The following is a 20,165-nucleotide window of genomic DNA, read 5'->3' on the forward strand; positions in this document are numbered from 1 at the left end:
GGAGGGCAGACAATGACAGAAAAAAATGAATCAGTTTTCGACCAAAACGAAGATGTAAATGAACAAACTTCAGAAGAAAATACGGTTGAAAACACTGATGAAACTACAGAAACATCACAAGATAATCTGCAGGAGGACGATTCACAAAATATCTCAGAAGACGTAGATCCTAAAGATGAAGAAATTCAACAATTGAAAAAAGATGTTCAAGAAAATGAAGAAAAATATTTAAGATTATACGCTGAATTTGAAAACTATAAGCGTAGAATTCAAAAAGAAAACCAGACAATGAAAGAGTATAAAGCACAAGATGTTTTAAATGATATCTTACCAACAATAGATAACATTGAACGTGCTTTACAAATTGATGGCGAAGATGAACAGTTTAAATCACTTAAAAAAGGTGTGGAAATGGTTCATGAAAGCTTATTAAATGCATTGAAAAATAATGGTTTAGAAAAAATAGAAACTGAAGGTCAACAATTTGATCCTAACTTCCACCAAGCTGTAGTTCAAGATGATAATCCTGATTTCGAATCTGGACAAATTACTCAAGAGCTACAAAGTGGTTATAAATTGAAAGAAAGAATTTTAAGACCTTCAATGGTTAAAGTAAATCAATAAATTATTTTATTGTTGAAAACACCAAATTTTCAAACATAACAGGAGGAATTTATTTATGAGTAAAGTAATAGGTATTGACTTAGGTACAACAAATTCATGTATTGCAGTATTAGAAGGCGATGAGCCAAAAGTAATTCAAAATCCTGAAGGTGCTAGAACAACACCATCTGTAGTTGCATTTAAAAATGATGAAACTCAAGTAGGTGAAGTTGCTAAGCGTCAAGCAATCACTAACCCTAACACAATTCAATCTATCAAACGTCACATGGGTACAGATTACAAAGTAGACGTTGAAGGTAAATCATATACACCACAAGAAATTTCAGCAATGGTATTACAAAACCTTAAAAGTACAGCAGAAGATTACTTAGGCGAAAGCGTAGATAAAGCTGTTATTACAGTTCCTGCATACTTCAATGACAGTGAACGCCAAGCTACTAAAGATGCTGGTAAAATTGCTGGTTTAGAAGTTGAACGTATTATTAACGAACCAACTGCAGCTGCATTAGCTTACGGTTTAGACAAAACAGAACAAGATCAAAAAGTTCTTGTATTTGACTTAGGTGGCGGTACTTTCGACGTATCAATCCTTGAATTAGGTGACGGCGTATTTGAAGTACTTTCAACAGCAGGTGATAATAAACTTGGTGGGGACGACTTTGACCAAGTAATTATTGATCACTTAGTTGCAGAGTTCAAAAAAGAAAATAGTGTAGATTTATCAAAAGATAAAATGGCTTTACAACGTCTTAAAGATGCTGCAGAAAAAGCTAAAAAAGACTTGTCTGGTGTTTCTCAAACACAAATTTCATTACCATTCATCTCAGCTGGGGAAAGCGGTCCATTACACTTAGAACTTACATTAACTCGTTCTAAATTTGAAGAATTAGCAGATTCATTAATCAGAAGAACTATGGAACCAACTCGTCAAGCAATGAAAGACGCTGGTTTATCTAGCTCTGACATCGATGAAGTTATCTTAGTTGGTGGTTCTACAAGAATCCCTGCAGTACAAGACGCAGTGAAAAAAGAAGTAGGTAAAGACCCTCATAAAGGTGTTAACCCTGATGAAGTAGTAGCAATGGGTGCAGCAATTCAAGGTGGCGTTATCACAGGTGATGTTAAAGACGTAGTATTATTAGACGTTACACCATTATCATTAGGTATTGAGATTATGGGTGGACGTATGAACACACTAATTGAAAGAAATACTACAATTCCAACATCAAAATCACAAGTATACTCTACAGCTGCAGATAACCAACCAGCAGTTGATATCCATGTATTACAAGGTGAACGCCCAATGGCAGCGGATAACAAGACACTTGGTAGATTCCAATTAACTGATATCCCAGCAGCTCCTCGTGGTGTACCTCAAATCGAAGTTACATTCGATATTGATAAAAATGGTATTGTAAACGTTACTGCAAAAGACTTAGGTACTAACAAAGAACAAAACATTACAATACAATCAAGCTCAGCGCTTTCAGACGATGAAATTGATCGCATGGTTAAAGATGCTGAAGAAAATGCGGAAGCAGATAAAAAACGTCGTGAAGAAAGTGATTTGAGAAATGAAGCAGATAGTTTAGTATTCCAAGTTGAAAAAACAATCACTGATTTAGGTGAAAATATCAGCGAAGAAGATAAAACAAATGCTGAAGATAAAAAAGAAGCATTAAAATCTGCGCTTGAAGGCGAAGATATAGAAGATATCAAAGCTAAAAAAGAAGAATTAGAACAAGTTGTTCAAGACTTATCAACTAAAGTTTACGAACAAGCTGCACAAGCTCAACAACAAGCTCAAGGTGAAGATGCAAACGCTTCTCAAGATAGCAATGTTGAAGATGCAGATTTCACAGAAGTTAAAGATGACGACAACGAAGATAAGCAAAAATAAGTGTAGTCATGGACTAATTAATTGTTATTGATAGAAATATATGACACAATTGCTTAGCCAAATTAAGTCAAAGTCAATTGAACATTGGCTTTGACTTTTTCCTTTTTTATAAAAGATTTAATAAAACCGTAAAAGGAGAGATAACAGTGGCCAAAAGAGATTATTATGAAGTCTTAGGTGTTAGTAAAAGCGCTTCTAAAGATGAAATTAAAAAGGCTTATCGTAAATTATCAAAGAAATACCATCCTGACATAAATAAAGAAGAAGGTGCAGACGAGAAGTTTAAAGAGATCTCAGAAGCATACGAAATTTTAAGTGATGACAACAAACGTGCTAATTATGACCAATTTGGCCATGACGGACCACAAGGTGGATTTGGTGGTCAAGGATTTGGTGGCCAAGACTTTAGCGGATTCGGAGGCGGCGGTTTCGAAGATATTTTCAGTTCGTTCTTCGGAGGCGGCAGACAACAACGTGATCCAAACGCGCCAAGAAAAGGTGACGATCTACAATATACGATGACTGTTACTTTTGATGAAGCAGTTTTTGGTAGTGAGAAAGAAATTTCAATACGTAAAGATGTTACTTGTCACACATGCGATGGTGAAGGTGCTAAACCCGGCACTAAGAAAAAAACATGTCATTATTGTAGCGGTGCTGGTCATGTTTCTGTTGAACAAAATACAATACTTGGTCGAGTTAGAACTGAAAAAGTTTGTCCAGTATGTAGTGGCTCAGGTCAAGAATTTGAAGAACCATGTCCAACATGTCACGGAAAAGGCACTGAAAACAAAAATGTTAAAATCAATGTGACAATACCTGAAGGTGTTGATAATGAACAACAAATTAGATTAGCTGGTGAAGGTGCTCCAGGTGAAAATGGAGGACCACAAGGTGATTTATACATCGTCTTTAGAGTTAAACCTTCAGAAAAATATGAAAGAGATGGCGACGATATTTATTATTCTCTTGACGTAAGTATTGCGCAAGCAACGTTAGGTGACGAAGTTAAGGTTCCGACGTTAAATGGCAGTGTAATGTTGACTATTCCTGCAGGCACTCAAACAGACAAACAATTCCGTCTTAAAGAAAAAGGTATCAAAAATGTGCATGGCTATGGATATGGTGACTTATTTATAAATATTAAAGTAGTTACACCAACTAAAGTAAGTGAACGTCAAAAAGAATTGCTTAGAGAATTTGCAGAAATTGATGGCGAAGAGATTTCAGAACAACCATCAAATTTTAGAGATAAAGCTAAAAGATTCTTTAAAGGAGAATAATATATGGACTGGACTGAAGTATCAATCAACATTAATCACGAGGCCTCATCAATTATTTCTGATATATTAGAAGATTTTGGCTCAAATGGTGTAGTTATAGAAGATTCTAAAGATTTAGAACAAGCATTTGAGGATAAATTTGGTGAAATTTATGCATTAAATGCTAATGATTATCCTCAAAAAGGTGTAAGAATAAAAGCGTACTTCAATGAAATTAAATATACAGAAAAATTTAAATCTGAGCTTATTAATACAATTAAGCAAGTTACTTCTCTGGATCTTTCACTTTTTGAGTACGAAGAACAAACATTACGTGAGCAAGATTGGGAAAATGAATGGAAAAATTATTTCCATCCATTTAGAGCTTCAGAACAGTTCACAATTGTTCCTAGTTGGGAAACATATCAAAAAGAAGATGAAAGTGAATTATGCATTGAGTTAGATCCAGGCATGGCGTTTGGTACTGGTGACCATCCTACAACTAGTATGTGTTTAAAAGCAATAGAATCATATGTGAAGCCAAGCTATTCTGTTATTGATGTCGGCACTGGTTCAGGTATATTAAGTATTGCTGCTTATTTGTTAGGTGTAAAACGTATTAAGGCATTAGACGTAGATGAAATGGCAGTAAGAGTTGCTAAAGATAACTTTGAGAAAAATAATTGTGACCATGCAATTGAAGTCACGACTGGAAATTTATTAAAAGAAGAAGCTGAAAAATTTGATGTTGTGATTGCTAATATTCTAGCTCATATTATTGAAGAAATGATCGATGACGCATATAATACCTTGAATGAAGATGGTTATTTTATTACGTCTGGTATTATAGAAGAAAAGCACGAAGCGATTGTAAGACACATGGAAAGCACTGGTTTTAAAGTATTGTCTATTAACCATGAAAATAGCTGGGTCTGTATCGTAGGGCAGAAAGTGAGCGATTGACATGCAAAGATACTTTATTAATCAAAACGCTGATTCACTTCAGCGTTTTTCCATTATCGAAAAAGGTGACATCCATCACATTTTGAATGTAATGAGGTATCAAATGAATGATGAAATTATTATTACTTTTTCGGATCAATTTGTTTATAAATGTAAAATTAGCAATATAGATACTGATGAAATTGAAATCGAGCTAGTTGAACAGATTGATATAGATTCAGAATTACCTCAAACCATTACTATATGCAGTGGTTTAATCAAAGCGGATAAATATGAATGGTTGTTACAAAAAGCAACTGAACTAGGTGCTAGTGAATTTTTAGCTGTGGGAATGAAACGCTCCGTTGTAAAATTAAATGATAGTAAGATAACTAAAAAATTAGAACGCTGGCAGAAAATTATCAAAGAAGCTGCCGAACAAAGCTATAGATTAGCAATACCTTCTATCGATTATAAAGCATCACTAAAAGAAGTTTTTCAACAAAGTGATTTATATGATTATATTTTGATAGCGTACGAAGATGCTGCAAAACAAGGTGAAGTTAGTAATCTTAAAAAGTTGATAAAAACATTCCAGCCAAATGATCGTGTTTTAGTGATTTTTGGGCCTGAAGGTGGTTTAGCGGAAGAAGAGTTAGCATTGTTTAATGACAATGCATATCAAGTTGGGCTTGGTCCTAGAATATTAAGAGCTGAAACAGCACCTCTATATGTGCTAAGTGCCATCAGTTATGAATTAGAATTGTTAGATTAATCCTAATTCAAACAGATGTTGGATAAGCTACGAATTCAAAAATAAAACTTATTACAGTACTATTTGTAAGGTAAGTGATAAGTTTTATTGTATTAAAATGGAATTGAAATGACTAACAGAAAAAAGAAAGGACTAACGCAGAATAAAATCTGTTTTAGTCCTTTTTAATTAATGTGAAGCGCTTACATTTTTACTTAGGGATAGCAGCGATGATTGCTTGGATGATAGTGATAATTGCATTAACGATGTCTGTAATCATAATTTTCACCTCTTTATATTTTATTTATTATATTGTACATCAATCAATAAATAAATTGTTTAAATATTGCATAATTGGATGATTTTAATGCCTAATTGCATAAAAATGAATTGCTCAATACACTTTTGAATACCTAACTGTTATTATTGTCTAAAATGTAATAATTTCACGTGATTATAAATAAAGTAGGCACTTACGTACTCGCCTTAATGTTGTGTTTTAATATTGAAATTAATTTATAAAGGAGAAAATAATGTATTTAGAGTATTGGAAAAATATATTTAATTATAAGGGGACATCGAAATTAAGTCATCTGGGAGTTATTATTCTAATAAACATAGTAATATTATTTATGATTATGTTAAGCGGTATTTTTGTTCCAATTAAATGGGAAAATACTGTCGTAGATATATATTATATTGTCTTACTTGTAATGTTTTTGCCTACTATATCTATGATGGTTAGAGTAGTTAGAAGTTTCACTCAAAAATGTTAGCTATGATGAGACAGGGATCCATGTGCTTATTCTATTTATAATTAAACTTTAAGATTAAAACATTATGAAAACTATATTATTCTACTCATACTTGCATGGTTAAATGTATCATTTGGAAATGATATATCAAAAAGTGTAGTCACATTAATCGCTAGGTTGCTAATAATTAAAGTATATAAAAGCAAAAGAAGTGCAATAATGTACACGATTAATGAAATCAATCAGATGATGAATAAATTATTCGAAACCGAAACAGCTTATAGTATACCTGAAAACTTGGTTTATCACGTCAAAATGTGGTTGACCTAGTGACTAGAAAATCAAACCTCAGAAAAGCGGAACTCATTACAATAGCAATACTACATGAATATACAAAAACCCACCTAAATGAATAGGTGAGCTTTTTTAGAGGAAAATAATTAATACCCGAATGCAGCCATACCTAGAACAAATCCTAGAATTGCACAAGCTATAGCAGCTATCATCATTATAGTTCCATGTTGTACTTGTCCTTTATTTCGCAATAAATAACCAAAAATCACGCCGCCAGCACCAAATAAAATTGGAATAAATAACAATGACATTGCAGTACATACCCAACCTAAGATGATGAATAATTGAGTGTTATCTTTATTTTGTTGTGACATATTATATTCTCCTAACCTTTATTTTTTAACCGCACAATAAACATATCATAAAAATTAGATTTTGTAATATGATTTTTTATAATTATATAATTGTCCAACTCGTTAAATGAACATACATTAAAAATCAAAACTTCCATTCAATATGCAGCTTTATCATAATTTTAAAAATTAAAACCATTGATTTAACGGTATTTCAAATGTAGTGTGTAATATGAATCATTAAATTAAAATTTTACTAATTGACCACATTAATCAGATATATTATACTAAGTTATACATGGTTAATACCATGTGATGATAATAAAGTTTCGTTGATATTTGGAGGGAGGGAAATACACATGTCTAAAACAGTAGTCAAAAAGAACGAATCACTTGAAGATGCGTTACGTCGTTTCAAACGTACAGTTTCTAAAAGCGGTACAATTCAAGAAGTACGTAAACGTGAGTTTTACGAAAAACCTAGCGTTAAACGTAAAAAGAAATCAGAAGCTGCACGTAAACGTAAATTCAAATAATTAATTGTTTCGTTGACTCCCTCAACACCAACATTAATTATAAACCAAAATAGCCTTTAGTTGATAATCAACTAAAGGCTATTATTTTTATCTAAATTCTTATATAACGTTTGTTTTATAGTAATTGCCAATACAAATTATTAGCGTTTCTTAATAAATTCTTCCAATTAAGAAAATTTTAAAAATTAATTTATTGATTACGAAATTTTATGCTGTAAACGCTATAATCACGTATTGATTTCATGTATAATTAAATTGAGAGCGAGGTGATAGAGTGATTCTTTCAAGTAGTTTACATACAATATTTTCAGCTAATTTTGTTGAAAGTGGGAACTGGGTTGATAATATGGCTAATTTCATTGTAAATCCAGTAGTTGCGTTAATTTTAACATGTATTATCTTTTTAGGTTTCTTATACCAATTGTATTCAAATAAAATTAACATAATAGGAATTGTTGCCACATTAACTTTATTGATATTCTTTTTAGGATTTTATATAAAAGGAGATGTCAATTTATATTCTGTGATTTTATTTGGCATAGGCGTTATATTTGTAATAATTGAACTTTTTGTAGTCGGCGCGGTTATCGGTATTATCGGTATGGCACTTATAGTTTTTAGTATTATTACTTTAGGAGATAACTTAGTTTATATGATTGCCAATGTCGTCGTTGCATTAATTCTATCAATTATTGAATGGGTGATACTTGTGAAGATATTCAAACGGAAAATTCCATTTTTAGACAAGGTTGTATTAAAAGATTCTACAAATGCAGAAGCAGGCTACACTTCACACGAAGATCGCTCTCATTTAGTTGGGCAAACTGCAACAACTTCAACTGATTTAAGACCTGCAGGAATTATTACTTATAACAATGAGCGTATTGATGCAGTTTCTGATGGTTCTTTTATTTTAAGAAATAAGCAAGTTACTATTTTAGAAGTAGAAGGCACGAGAGTTGTTGTAAGAGAAAACGAATCATAAAGGAGAGAAAGTATGATTGGATTAATTATTATTGTCGCTATAGTAGTAATAGCATTATTGTTATTATTTTCATTTGTACCAGTCGGATTGTGGATTTCAGCAATTGCTGCTGGTGTTAAAGTAGGAATAGGTACATTGGTAGGTATGAGATTACGTAGAGTATCCCCAAGAAAAGTTATTTCACCGCTTATTAAAGCACATAAAGCAGGACTTAACTTAACTACGAATCAACTTGAATCTCATTATTTAGCTGGTGGTAACGTTGACCGTGTAGTTGATGCGAATATCGCAGCACAAAGAGCGGATATTAACTTACCATTTGAACGTGGCGCTGCTATCGACTTAGCTGGTCGTGACGTTTTAGAAGCTGTTCAAATGTCAGTAAATCCTAAAGTTATAGAAACACCGTTTATCGCTGGTGTTGCTATGAATGGTATCGAAGTAAAAGCCAAAGCTCGTATTACAGTACGTGCCAACATTGCTCGTTTAGTTGGTGGCGCTGGTGAAGAAACAATCATAGCTCGTGTAGGTGAAGGTATTGTTTCTACTATTGGTTCAAGTGAACACCATACAGAAGTATTAGAAAATCCAGACAATATTTCGAAAACTGTTTTAAGTAAAGGTTTAGATTCTGGTACAGCTTTTGAAATCTTATCAATTGATATTGCTGATGTTGATATTAGTAAAAATATCGGTGCAGACTTGCAAACTGAACAGGCACTTGCAGATAAGAATATTGCACAAGCTAAGGCTGAAGAACGTCGTGCTATGGCCGTAGCGCAAGAACAAGAAATGAAAGCGAAAGTACAAGAAATGCGTTCTAAAGTTGTTGAAGCCGAAGCTGAAGTACCATTAGCAATGGCAGAAGCTTTACGTTCTGGAAATTTAGGCGTAAAAGATTATTACAACTTGAAAAATGTTGAGGCAGATACAGGTATGAGAAATTCTATTAATCAACGTACAAATCAACAAGATGATGAATCACCGGATAAATAACTTTAGGGGTGATTAAATGAATATAGGTATTATTATTTTTGTAATATCTGTGATTGTAACAATAATCGGAGCTATTAATGATAATAGCCATAAAGATAGACAAAATCAAAAGCCACCAGTAAATAAAGGACCAAATAGTAATGGTGAGCAACCGAAAAAAGGCGGATTCTTAGATGAAATAGGTAAAACCTTCAAAGAGATTGAAAAGCATATTAATGAAGATCCTACGTCACAAAGAAGAGAACCTGAGCAAATGCCTCAACACGAACGTTCACAATCTTCACCAACGGAAACACGTGCAGAAAAAATGGAATCACCAAGTTCTGAGCGTAAAACAAGAAAAGATAATGAAACTGAAGCAGACAAAGCAAAACGAGCTCAACAGCAACAAGATGATAAATTACAAAAAGAGCTTGAAGCTGATTTAATGGGGCAAATTCAAGATGTTCGAACTGAAATTGATCGTGAAAATGAGAAAAGGCTTCAGAGAACTGAGAAAAAAGCGCGTGCAATCATTGCAGATAAATATTTATCTGAAAGAACAAAAAGAATTCGCTTGAAACAATTGATGAATGCACATGCTATTCAAAGTCCTGCTAATAATGATCAGTTTAGGTTTGCTGATGATGAAGTGGTGAATGGTATTATTTGGTCAGAGGTATTGGAAAGACCTAAAAGGTTATAATTTTATATTTTAACGTCTTATAAAAATCAACGTATGTAGATTTTTATAGGGCGTTATTTTTTGTTGCAAAACACTGTACAAATAAGAAATTTTTAACTATTATTGAATAATTATTCAATTTACGTATTGCTTAATTTATTCAATTAGATAGAATGTAAATCTTCTGTTAAAATTGTGGAAATCACTTACGATTCAATACTCTTTAAAATAATATCAGTCATTTTCGTGATATAATGAGAGTGTAACTTGAATGGTGAGTTTGAATCATAAAAATTCAACTGAATAAATATCTGAAATGATTTATTGTTTATTAAAAACTTTTTGTAACTTAAAATCTAATAGGATAAAATAAGAAGTAACGAATATATTTGTAAAGGAGTACTTATATGCCTGGAATTATTCAAATAGATGACAATAACGAAGCGCAAGCACTCATTGGTAATAATGATGAACATCTTAAATCAATTGAGGAAGGCTTTGATGTCATTGTGCATGCTCGAGGACAAGAAATCTCTGTAAAGGGTGAGAAAGTTGAGCATGTTGAAAAAGCAGAATCTGTGCTAATAAACTTACTGAAAGTCATTCAACAAGGCGTTTCTATATCTATTAAAGATGTAGAAGCTGCTGTGAAAATGGCTCAAAATGGTACGATTCAATACTTATTAGATTTATATGAAGATGAAATTACTAAAGATGCATATGGTAAAACAATCCGTGCTAAAACAATGGGACAACGTATGTATGTCAATGCAATGCACCATAATGATCTAGTTTTTGGTGTAGGACCAGCTGGTACTGGTAAGACTTTCTTGGCAGTTGTTTATGCAGCGAAACAACTACGTAAAGGTAATGTAAAACGTATTGTACTTACTAGACCTGCCGTTGAAGCTGGAGAATCATTAGGTTTCTTACCTGGTGATTTAAAGGAAAAAGTAGATCCATATTTAAGACCATTATATGATGGTTTGAATACAGTTTTAGGAAGAGAACAAACAGCCAGATTTATAGAAAGAGGCATAATTGAAATTGCTCCGTTAGCCTATATGAGAGGTAGAACTTTAGATGATGCTTTTGTCATATTGGATGAAGCACAAAACACCACTCATGCTCAAATGAAAATGTTTTTAACTAGATTAGGTTTCGGTTCTAAAATGGTAGTAACTGGAGATAAAACACAGATAGACTTACCAAAAGGTGTTAAAAGTGGATTAAAAGAAGCGATTAAAAAGCTAGAAAATGTAAAAGGACTAAGTATTCATAACCTTGACCAAAGTGATGTTGTACGTCACCCATTAGTAAGTAAAATTATTGATCGTTATGAGGGAGAAGAATAAATGTTTACAATAGATTTTAGTGATCATACAGAGTTAGTACAAAATGAATGGTTAACCCAAATAGATGAATTGCTTACTTTTGCTAAAAAACAAGAAAATATAGAAGAAGAAGCCGAATTGTCTGTGACATTTGTTGATAAAGAAGAAATTCAAGAAATTAATAAAATGTATCGCGATAAAGATAAAGTAACAGATGTTATTTCTTTTGCTTTAGAAGAAGATGAACCAGAAATAACTGGGCTTGATATGCCAAGAGTATTAGGGGATATAATAATTTGTACTGATGTTGCGAAAGAACAGGCTGATAATTATGGTCATAGTTTTGAAAGAGAACTCGGTTTTCTTGCATTACATGGTTTTTTACATTTATTAGGCTACGATCATATGAATGAACAAGATGAAAAAGAGATGTTCGGACGGCAAGAACAAATACTTAATGCCTATGGATTAACAAGAGATTAGAGGCGCATATGAAACGATTTAGTTATGCTTTTCATGGCATGTTAGTACTGATAAAAAAGGATCATAAATTTTTATTACATCTTTTATTAGCTTTAATAGTAATTATTGCGGGTTTTGCTTTTAAAATCAACGAAGTAGAATGGCTTTTTATTATTATATCAATCGGCTTAGTACTCGCGTTTGAAGCAATTAATACTGCCGTAGAATATGTAGTGGATTTAGTTACTAGTGACTATCATGTTTTGGCAAAAAAAGCTAAAGATATTGCTGCTTTTAGTGTTGTACTTGCTTCTCTCGTTGCCTTAGTTATAGGGCTCATTATTTTTTCACCTTATGTATTTAAATAGTAGTGCAATTTTGTAAAATTTGTTTATACTAATAAGACATAGCAATTTAAAAAAATAAATATATTTGAGGATAACTTATCATTAAATAGGGGAGATAAACTATGGCTTACCAATCACATTATTTTACAGAAGTAAGAAATGCTCAAGCAAATGCATATGCACCATACAGTAATTTTAAAGTTGGTGCGTATTTAAAAACTAAAGATGGAAAAACATATTACGGTGCTAATGTAGAAAATGCTGCTTATCCCATGTCTATATGTGCAGAAAGATCTAGTTTAGTGTCAGCAATTGCGGATGGTTATCGACCAGGAGATTTTGAGTCAATTACTGTTACTGTAGATGCAGATGAACCTTCTTCACCATGTGGTGCTTGTCGACAGGTAATGAAAGAACTATGTGATGATGATATGCCAGTGTATATGACAAATCATCAAGGCGATATGATAGAATCGACAGTAAACGAACTACTACCATTAGGATTTTCAGGAAAGGATTTAAATTAATGACAGAACACAAATCAGGATTTATCTCAATTATAGGTAGACCGAATGTTGGTAAATCAACTTTTGTAAACCGAGTAATTGGGCATAAAATCGCAATAATGTCTGACAAGGCACAAACTACTAGAAATAAAATACAAGGTGTTATGACGCAAGAAGATGCTCAGATTATCTTTTTGGATACACCGGGTATTCATAAACCAAAACATAAATTAGGCGATTATATGATGCGAGTCGCTACAAATACATTATCTGAAATTGATGCTATTATGTTTATGGTAAATGTTAATGAAGATATCGGTCGTGGTGACGAGTACATTATGGACATGCTCAAAACTATTAAAACACCAGTATTCTTAGTATTGAATAAAATTGATTTAGTACATCCAGACGAACTGATGCCACGAATTGAAAAATACAAGCAATATTTGGATTTCACTGAAATTGTTCCAATTTCAGCATTAGAAGGTCACAACGTTGACCATTTTATCAATGTTTTAAAATCTTACTTACCAGAAGGCCCTAAATATTATCCGGATGATCAAATTTCCGACCATCCAGAACAATTTGTAGTTGGAGAACTAATTCGCGAAAAAATACTACATTTGACTAGCGAGGAAATACCTCATGCCATTGGGGTTAACGTAGATCGCATGGTTAAAGAAGATGAAGATAGAGTGAGAATTGAAGCTACTATTTTCGTAGAAAGAGATTCTCAAAAAGGTATTGTGATTGGAAAAGGCGGTAAAAAGCTAAAAGAAGTAGGTAAACGTGCTCGACTTGATATAGAACGTCTATTAGGCTCCAAAGTTTATTTGGAACTGTGGGTAAAAGTTCAAAAAGATTGGCGTAACAAAGTAAACTTCATACGTCAAATGGGCTACTTAGAAGATCAAGATTAGGGCAAAGAATTTTTGAAAGTCGGTGAGCTATTGTGTTGATTAAACAAAAAGGTATAATCATAAAAACAGTTGATTATGGCGAATCCGATAAAATTATAACAATTTTGAATGAACATGGCGCAAAGGTACCTTTAATGGTAAGGCGAGCTAAAAAAAGTAAAAGTGGTTTACAAGCCAACACCCAATTATTTGTGTATGGCTTGTTTATTTATTCTAAGTGGAAAGGCATGGGGACATTGAGCTCCGTCGATGTGATTGAACAAAATTATAATCTTCGTTTAGATATTTACGAAAGTAGTTTTGCTAGTTTATGTGCCGAAACAATTGATCGTTCACTTGAAGCAGATGAAATTTCTAAATATAGCTATGACCTTTTACATTTTGTTTTGGACAAAATTAAAAATGGTGTTTCAGCGCAACTGATGTCTGTAGTTGTTTTATTAAAATGTATGAACCGTTTTGGATTTAATGCTACATTTGATAAGTGTGCTATTACTGGCATTGATGATCAGTCCAAATTAATAGCATATAGTTTTAAGTATGATGGTGCTATTTCTGAAGGTGTTAAATATCAAGATCCACACGCACTCGTTTTATCTAATAAAACACTTTATTTGCTAGATATTCTTCAAAAATTACCAATTAGTCAAATGAGTTCTCTTAGTATTCATGATGATGTTGTCAATGAGATGTCTGAATTAATGATTCTATTATATAAAGAATATGTGGGAATGTATTTTAAAAGTCAAAAACTAATCAATCAATTACATAGATTAGATAATTTATCTTGACTACGTCGTATAGATATTAATTCTTATCAGCCTTCATATAAAATCAACTGAATAAACACATGATAAGTTAGAAAACCTCGCTAACAATAGATATAAAAATCTTATTGTTAGCGAGGTTTTTATTTTTAGAGAATAGTTCATTTAAAAAGGCTCAAGTAAAAACTTTATAAGCTTTTGCTAAATGATTATATACCACAAAATATAAGAAAAACATTAACCTCCAACTAACTATAATTATGTTATGTAACCCTATAGTATAAATTTAAAAGATCAAAATCATATTATAAGGATTGTTGATATACATAGACAGAAAAACTAACTTTCTGATAATCTACTAGAAAATTTTAAATCTTTAATGATAGTAGAGTCCAAAAATTTAAAAGTTATATTAATGACATCGAAGATAACTTCTATTTTCAATAAAAATAGTTAAATGCCAAAGTAGCGGTATATTTTAAGAAATAAAATGTTCAATCATATGTTCAACACAAACTGATTAAACTTTTTATGCGCATGTTCATCAATTTAGTGAAAGCATTACACTAAACTTCCTTAGTAGGAATCTTTAAATGTTAAATATAAAAAAATAAACCAAACGTTATATTTAACGTTTGGTTTATTTATAAGTAATGTTAACTATAACTGAATTAGAATTTAACTTTTTCAGCTAAGAAAGCATTTAGTTCTGTAATTGGCATACGAACCTGTTCCATAGTGTCACGATCACGTACAGTTACTTTTTCATCTTCTAAAGAATCGAAGTCGAAAGTGATACAGTATGGTGTACCGATTTCATCTTGACGACGATAACGTTTACCAATTGATTGTGATTCATCGAAGTCTATAGAGAAGTTAGCACTCAATTCTTCAAATACTTTAATCGCATCACCAGATAGCTTTTTGCTCAATGGTAATACTGCTGCTTTATACGGAGCAAGCGCAGGGTGGAAGTGTAATACAGTTCTAGAATCTTTACTACCTTCAACGCCTTCTTCATCATAAGCGTCACATAAAAATGCTAATGTGACACGGTCAGCACCTAATGATGGTTCGATACAATAAGGAATATATTTTTCGCCTGTTTCTTGATCATGGTAATGGAAATCTTCACCTGAGTGTTCGCTGTGTTGTTTCAAGTCGAAATCAGTACGGCTAGCGATGCCCCATAGTTCACCCCAGCCAAATGGGAATCGATACTCAATATCAGTAGTTGCATTTGAATAGTGAGAAAGCTCGTCAGCATCATGATCACGTAAGCGTGTAGCTTCTTCGCTTAAGTTTAAATCTTTTAGCCATTGGCTTGCGAACGTTTTCCAATAATTTTGCCATTCTATTTCTTCACCTGGTTTACAGAAGAATTCTAGTTCCATTTGTTCGAATTCACGTGTTCTGAAAATGAAGTTACCTGGTGTGATTTCATTACGGAATGACTTACCTACTTGACCAATACCAAATGGTAATTTTTTACGCATTGTACGTTGAACATTTTTATAGTTTACGAAAATACCTTGTGCAGTTTCAGGGCGTAAGAAAATTTCATTTGTAGAATCTTCAGTTACACCTTGGAAAGTTTTGAACATTAAATTGAATTGACGAATATCAGTCCAGTTTGCTGTTCCACTTACGGGACAAACGATACCTTCTTCATCAATAATGCGTTTCATTTCATCAAAGCTTAAACCATCAGCAACGAAATTTTCATCGCCTTTTTCATTTGCCATATAATCTTCGATAATTTTATCAGCACGATAGCGGATTTTACTATCTTTGTTATCAATCATAGGGTCGTTAAAGTTACCAAGGTGACCAGACGCTTCCCATGTTTTTGGATTCATTAAAATTGCAGCATCAATACCCACGTTATATGGAGATTGTGTAATGAATTTTTGCCACCAAGCTTTTTTAACGTTATTTTTTAATTCTACGCCTAGTGGACCATAATCCCATGTGTTTGATAAACCACCATAAATATCACTACCAGGGAATACAAATCCTCTATGTTTCGCTAATGAAACAATTGTTTCCATATCTTTTGCCATAAAAAATACACTCCTCTTTAACATAAAAACGTCCCAAGACACAGAAAAAAATAAAACTTTATCCGTGTCTTGGGACGAGTTAATCTTTTTTAATCACATATTCAAAATATGTGTTTGTTTACAGAATTTTTTGTTAACCCGCGGTTCCACCCAAGTTAGTGTGAACACTCGCTTTTACAAATCATTTAGTTGTAGCCATTAAACTTTGTTAAGCTTTCACTATCCTTAACTCGCTTTAAATCTAATTTTAATGTATTGATGGTTTATAAGCAAGTAAATATATGTATTTGTAGCAATTTAAAATTCAATGTATAATTGAGTAAATTGATTAAAGGGGTGAGCGTTATAGAACTGAGTAAAAGGCAACAGCAAATTGTTGAAATTGTGAAGAATAATGGCCCAATTACTGGTGAACATATAGCTGAACGGCTGAATTTAACACGCGCGACTTTAAGACCCGATTTAGCTATTTTAACAATGTCTGGTATCTTAGAAGCTAGACCACGTGTTGGTTATTATTATTCTGGAAAACCCAAAAATAAATTAATAGCCGATGAATTAAAACAATATGTAGTTAAAGATTACGCATCTCACCCAGTAGTAGTAAAAAGTGAGATGACTGTTTATGATGCGATATGTACTATATTTTTAGAAGATGTTAGTACGCTGTTTGTAATTAACAATAACGGGGATTTTATGGGAGTTTGTTCACGTAAAGATTTATTAAGAGCTTCAATGATGGGGGAAGATATACATACGATACCCGTGAATATTATCATGACACGCATGCCAAATTTAAGTTTCGTTTTAGAAGACGAAAGAGTGATATTTGCAGCGAATCTCATGATTGAAAAAGAAATTGATTCTTTGCCTATTGTGGTTAAAAAAGAAAATGGAAAGTATGAAGTTAAAGGTCGCATTTCTAAAACGACGATAACTAAAATCTTTGTATCATTATTAAATGAATAGGTGGTATTAAATTAATGGAAAATATTAGAATAATAGTCGCATCCGACTCAGTGGGTGAAACCGCAGAACTAGTAGCAAGAGCCTGTATTTCACAATTTAATCCAAATCAATGTGACAGTGAAATAAGCAGATATCCTTACATTGAAGCTTTAGAAAACGTGGACGAAGTCATTTCCGTCGCAAAAGATACTGAAGCAATTGTAGTTTATACATTAGTAAAACCAGAAATAAGAAAATATATGGAAGCGAAAATCAGTGAATTTAATATTAAATCTGTAGATATCATGGGGCCATTGATGAATATTTTATTGGATAAAATTGATGAACAGCCATATTTTGAACCGGGTCTTGTCCATCAATTAGATGAAGCTTATTTCAAAAAAATTGATGCTATTGAATTTGCTGTTAAATATGATGATGGTAAAGATGCAAAGGGTTTATCAAAAGCAGATATTGTCTTATTAGGAATCTCAAGAACTTCAAAAACGCCATTATCTCAATACCTTGCACATAAAAGTTATAAAGTTATGAACATTCCAATTGTACCCGAGGTTACACCACCAGACGATCTATTTAATATTGATTCATCTAAATGTATTGCTTTAAAAATAAGTGAAGAAAAATTAAATAAAATTCGTAAAGAACGCTTGAAACAACTTGGATTAGGAGACAGTGCTAGATATGCTACAGAACAACGTATTGAAGAAGAACTTAATTATTTCCATGACTTAGTTGAAAGAATCGGCTGTCCGATAATTGACGTATCAGATAAAGCGATTGAAGAAACTGCAAATGACATTATTAGTATTATAGAGCAAAATAGTTTCAAAAAATAAATAAAACATTTATAATAGTGTAACTAATGTCTAATAGGTGATTATTTTGCGAATCGAACAATCTACAATTAACGAAATAAAAGAAAAAACTGATATACTCGATTTGGTTAGTGAGTATGTGAAGTTAGAGAAAAGGGGACGCAATTATATAGGTTTGTGTCCTTTTCATGATGAAAAGACCCCATCTTTTACCGTGTCAGAAGATAAGCAAATTTGTCATTGTTTCGGTTGTAAAAAAGGGGGCAACGTTTTCCAATTTACACAAGAAATTAAAGACATCTCTTTTACTGACGCTGTTAAAGAATTAGGGGAACGAGTTAATATTAAAGTTGAAACAGAATCGTCTGGTTCAAACCAAGAGGGCTCACATCAAGTTGCATCAGACGATTTAAAAATGATTGAAATGCATGAATTAATGCAAGAATATTATCATTATGCTCTGAAAAAAACAGTGGAAGGTGAATCTGCCCTAAATTATTTGAAAGAACGAGGTTTTACTGATGCGTTGATCGACGCGAGGAAAATTGGCTATGCGCCAAACAACTCACATTTTTGTCATGATTTTTTAAAGAAAAAAGGATATGATGTTCAACTGGCATATGAAGCTGGGTTGCTATCTCGAAACGAGGAAAATTTTAGTTACTATGACCGTTTTAGAGATCGTATTATGTTTCCGTTAACCAATGCACAAGGACGAACTGTCGGTTATTCTGGTAGAACATATACAAATCAAGAACCAAAGTATTTAAATAGCCCAGAAACACCAATATTTCAAAAGCGTAGATTACTATATAACGTTGATCACGCTAGAAAATCCATCAGAAAAACTGATGAATTAATTTTATTAGAAGGCTTTATGGATGTTATTAAGGCTGATCAAGCTGGTCTCAAACAAGTTGTTGCTAGTATGGGAACGCAAATATCACAGGAACATATAGCATTTATTAAAAAGTTAACATCTAATGTAACTTTGATGTTTGATGGGGATTACGCTGGTACAGAAGCTACATTAAAAACTGGACAAATTCTGTTACAACAAGGTTTTAATGTGTTTGTAGTGCAGTTACCTAAAGATATGGACCCTGATGAGTATATTGGGAAGCATGGGGCTGAAGCCTTCAATTACTTTGTAGAACATGAGAAAAAGTCGTTCATTATTTATAAAGTTCATACTCATCAAGAAGAAATTGAAAATAATGATTTAGCATATGAACGATATTTAAAAGAAATCACTAACGATATTTCTTATATGAGTTCAACTATCTTGCGGAAAAAGATATTGCAAGAAGTTTCGGAATTGTTTAAAGTTAGCTTGGATAGTCTAAATAATATAGTAGGACAACAACAAGATTATTATCAACCTCAAGACTATCATGTACCGTCTGCGCCACAATTTAATAATTTAAACAAAAATGAGAAGGCAGAACGTGCTTTACTTAAGCATTTTATGAACGATAAAGACACTTTTTTAAATTATCATAAATTACTTCAATTAGAAGACTTTACAAATGAATATTTTAAGCGTATATTTAATATTTTACACGAGTTTTACTCTGAAAATGATACGTTCAATATTAGTGATGTATTACAGTACATTGATTCCAATGAAATTAAAGAAGCATTTATATCATTAGATAACTATTTGATAAATGAAGAACCTTTTGAACATGAAATTGATGACTATATAAATACACTGACAACTAATAGAAGTGAAGAAACTATTGAATCGCTTAATCAGAAGCTACGAGAAGCCTCAAGATTGGGTGATTTAGAATTGCAAAAATATTATTTAGAAAAAATTGTAAATCATAATAAAAGTAGAATGAATTGAAAAATATGTATTTGTCTGTATTTTTTAATCACTTAATGTGTATACGATACAATGTTTTGAGTAGA

At 32.4% G+C, this 20,165-nt stretch carries 20 protein-coding genes; 18 read left to right on the forward strand and 2 right to left on the reverse strand.

Annotation, left to right across the window (positions count from 1 at the left end):
- The first annotated feature begins 12 nt into the window (after positions 1-12).
- The 5 genes from grpE to ACW5YJ_RS08050 all read left to right on the forward strand — a co-directional run bounded on the left by grpE (position 13) and on the right by ACW5YJ_RS08050 (position 5,503).
- A complete protein-coding gene (grpE, locus tag ACW5YJ_RS08030; protein ID WP_017724616.1) occupies positions 13-624 on the forward strand; it encodes a nucleotide exchange factor GrpE in 612 nt (203 codons plus the stop codon).
- A 55-nt stretch (positions 625-679) separates the two neighbouring features.
- On the forward strand, positions 680-2,524 hold the full coding sequence (gene dnaK / locus ACW5YJ_RS08035) for a molecular chaperone DnaK (protein WP_017724615.1): 1,845 nt from the start codon (positions 680-682) through the stop codon (positions 2,522-2,524).
- 146 nt (positions 2,525-2,670) lie between these two features.
- A complete protein-coding gene (gene dnaJ / locus ACW5YJ_RS08040) occupies positions 2,671-3,807 on the forward strand; it encodes a molecular chaperone DnaJ (protein ID WP_017724614.1) in 1,137 nt (378 codons plus the stop codon).
- 3 nt (positions 3,808-3,810) lie between these two features.
- Positions 3,811-4,749 (forward strand): 50S ribosomal protein L11 methyltransferase, encoded by a 939-nt coding sequence (prmA, locus tag ACW5YJ_RS08045; RefSeq protein WP_017724613.1) that lies wholly within the window; start codon positions 3,811-3,813, stop codon positions 4,747-4,749.
- Between the two features lies 1 nt (position 4,750).
- Positions 4,751-5,503 carry a 16S rRNA (uracil(1498)-N(3))-methyltransferase gene (locus ACW5YJ_RS08050; RefSeq protein ID WP_026113594.1) on the forward strand — a complete coding sequence of 251 codons (753 nt, stop codon included), beginning with the start codon at positions 4,751-4,753 and terminating at the stop codon, positions 5,501-5,503.
- A 1,174-nt stretch (positions 5,504-6,677) separates the two neighbouring features.
- Here the strand turns inward: ACW5YJ_RS08050 and ACW5YJ_RS08055 are convergent.
- Positions 6,678-6,905 (reverse strand): hypothetical protein, encoded by a 228-nt coding sequence (locus ACW5YJ_RS08055; RefSeq protein ID WP_017724610.1) that lies wholly within the window; start codon positions 6,903-6,905, stop codon positions 6,678-6,680.
- A gap of 338 nt (positions 6,906-7,243) precedes the next feature.
- On the opposite strand from ACW5YJ_RS08055, the gene rpsU reads away from it, so the two are divergent.
- From rpsU to recO, 10 genes are all read left to right on the forward strand, one after another.
- On the forward strand, positions 7,244-7,420 hold the full coding sequence (gene rpsU / locus ACW5YJ_RS08060; protein ID WP_002483157.1) for a 30S ribosomal protein S21: 177 nt from the start codon (positions 7,244-7,246) through the stop codon (positions 7,418-7,420).
- A gap of 346 nt (positions 7,421-7,766) precedes the next feature.
- Positions 7,767-8,405, forward strand: coding sequence for an NfeD family protein (locus tag ACW5YJ_RS08065; protein ID WP_216652801.1), 639 nt, complete (start codon positions 7,767-7,769; stop codon positions 8,403-8,405).
- A gap of 12 nt (positions 8,406-8,417) precedes the next feature.
- Positions 8,418-9,401 carry a flotillin-like protein FloA gene (floA, locus tag ACW5YJ_RS08070; RefSeq protein WP_017724608.1) on the forward strand — a complete coding sequence of 328 codons (984 nt, stop codon included), beginning with the start codon at positions 8,418-8,420 and terminating at the stop codon, positions 9,399-9,401.
- Positions 9,402-9,417: 16 nt separating this feature from the next.
- Complete coding sequence (locus ACW5YJ_RS08075) at positions 9,418-10,086, forward strand: hypothetical protein (protein ID WP_017724607.1); 669 nt, start codon at positions 9,418-9,420, stop codon at positions 10,084-10,086.
- Between the two features lie 386 nt (positions 10,087-10,472).
- Entirely contained in the window at positions 10,473-11,420 is a 948-nt protein-coding gene (locus ACW5YJ_RS08080) for a PhoH family protein (protein WP_119615130.1), read from the forward strand.
- Complete coding sequence (gene ybeY, locus ACW5YJ_RS08085) at positions 11,421-11,882, forward strand: rRNA maturation RNase YbeY (RefSeq protein ID WP_029377168.1); 462 nt, start codon at positions 11,421-11,423, stop codon at positions 11,880-11,882.
- A gap of 8 nt (positions 11,883-11,890) precedes the next feature.
- A complete protein-coding gene (locus ACW5YJ_RS08090) occupies positions 11,891-12,229 on the forward strand; it encodes a diacylglycerol kinase family protein (protein ID WP_017724604.1) in 339 nt (112 codons plus the stop codon).
- A 101-nt stretch (positions 12,230-12,330) separates the two neighbouring features.
- The gene (cdd, locus tag ACW5YJ_RS08095) at positions 12,331-12,735 is read left to right on the forward strand and encodes a cytidine deaminase (RefSeq protein WP_017724603.1); all 405 of its coding nucleotides are present in this window, start codon (positions 12,331-12,333) and stop codon (positions 12,733-12,735) included.
- Positions 12,735-13,634 (forward strand): GTPase Era, encoded by a 900-nt coding sequence (gene era, locus ACW5YJ_RS08100; RefSeq protein ID WP_017724602.1) that lies wholly within the window; start codon positions 12,735-12,737, stop codon positions 13,632-13,634. Before cdd ends, era begins: the two co-directional genes overlap by 1 nt.
- A 32-nt stretch (positions 13,635-13,666) precedes the next feature.
- On the forward strand, positions 13,667-14,425 hold the full coding sequence (recO, locus tag ACW5YJ_RS08105) for a DNA repair protein RecO (RefSeq protein WP_017724601.1): 759 nt from the start codon (positions 13,667-13,669) through the stop codon (positions 14,423-14,425).
- Between the two features lie 647 nt (positions 14,426-15,072).
- On the opposite strand, the gene ACW5YJ_RS08110 is transcribed toward recO, so the two are convergent.
- Complete coding sequence (locus tag ACW5YJ_RS08110; protein ID WP_017724600.1) at positions 15,073-16,464, reverse strand: glycine--tRNA ligase; 1,392 nt, start codon at positions 16,462-16,464, stop codon at positions 15,073-15,075.
- A 324-nt stretch (positions 16,465-16,788) separates the two neighbouring features.
- Here ACW5YJ_RS08110 and ACW5YJ_RS08115 point away from each other — a divergent pair, with 324 nt between their 5' ends.
- Genes ACW5YJ_RS08115 through dnaG form a run of 3 tightly spaced genes read left to right on the forward strand, consistent with a single transcriptional unit; the run spans position 16,789 to position 20,100 of the window.
- Positions 16,789-17,433, forward strand: a complete 645-nt coding sequence (locus tag ACW5YJ_RS08115) for a helix-turn-helix transcriptional regulator (protein ID WP_017724599.1) — start codon at positions 16,789-16,791, stop codon at positions 17,431-17,433.
- A gap of 14 nt (positions 17,434-17,447) precedes the next feature.
- Positions 17,448-18,269 (forward strand): pyruvate, water dikinase regulatory protein, encoded by an 822-nt coding sequence (locus ACW5YJ_RS08120; protein WP_017724598.1) that lies wholly within the window; start codon positions 17,448-17,450, stop codon positions 18,267-18,269.
- Between the two features lie 46 nt (positions 18,270-18,315).
- Positions 18,316-20,100, forward strand: a complete 1,785-nt coding sequence (gene dnaG, locus ACW5YJ_RS08125; RefSeq protein WP_426432670.1) for a DNA primase — start codon at positions 18,316-18,318, stop codon at positions 20,098-20,100.
- Positions 20,101-20,165: the final 65 nt, after the last annotated feature.

The organism is Staphylococcus sp. mip270_02 (genome assembly GCF_054031535.1).

Coding starts and splice junctions, on each gene's coding strand:
- prmA (WP_017724613.1), top strand. CDS start 3,811: ATGGACTGGACTGAAGTATCAATCAACATTAATCACGAGGCCTCATCA.
- ACW5YJ_RS08080 (WP_119615130.1), top strand. CDS start 10,473: ATGCCTGGAATTATTCAAATAGATGACAATAACGAAGCGCAAGCACTC.
- ACW5YJ_RS08110 (WP_017724600.1), bottom strand. CDS start 16,464: ATGGCAAAAGATATGGAAACAATTGTTTCATTAGCGAAACATAGAGGA.
- ACW5YJ_RS08065 (WP_216652801.1), top strand. CDS start 7,767: ATGGCTAATTTCATTGTAAATCCAGTAGTTGCGTTAATTTTAACATGT.
- ybeY (WP_029377168.1), top strand. CDS start 11,421: ATGTTTACAATAGATTTTAGTGATCATACAGAGTTAGTACAAAATGAA.
- era (WP_017724602.1), top strand. CDS start 12,735: ATGACAGAACACAAATCAGGATTTATCTCAATTATAGGTAGACCGAAT.
- rpsU (WP_002483157.1), top strand. CDS start 7,244: ATGTCTAAAACAGTAGTCAAAAAGAACGAATCACTTGAAGATGCGTTA.
- cdd (WP_017724603.1), top strand. CDS start 12,331: ATGGCTTACCAATCACATTATTTTACAGAAGTAAGAAATGCTCAAGCA.
- ACW5YJ_RS08055 (WP_017724610.1), bottom strand. CDS start 6,905: ATGTCACAACAAAATAAAGATAACACTCAATTATTCATCATCTTAGGT.
- ACW5YJ_RS08075 (WP_017724607.1), top strand. CDS start 9,418: ATGAATATAGGTATTATTATTTTTGTAATATCTGTGATTGTAACAATA.
- ACW5YJ_RS08090 (WP_017724604.1), top strand. CDS start 11,891: ATGAAACGATTTAGTTATGCTTTTCATGGCATGTTAGTACTGATAAAA.
- ACW5YJ_RS08120 (WP_017724598.1), top strand. CDS start 17,448: ATGGAAAATATTAGAATAATAGTCGCATCCGACTCAGTGGGTGAAACC.
- dnaK (WP_017724615.1), top strand. CDS start 680: ATGAGTAAAGTAATAGGTATTGACTTAGGTACAACAAATTCATGTATT.
- floA (WP_017724608.1), top strand. CDS start 8,418: ATGATTGGATTAATTATTATTGTCGCTATAGTAGTAATAGCATTATTG.
- ACW5YJ_RS08050 (WP_026113594.1), top strand. CDS start 4,751: ATGCAAAGATACTTTATTAATCAAAACGCTGATTCACTTCAGCGTTTT.
- grpE (WP_017724616.1), top strand. CDS start 13: ATGACAGAAAAAAATGAATCAGTTTTCGACCAAAACGAAGATGTAAAT.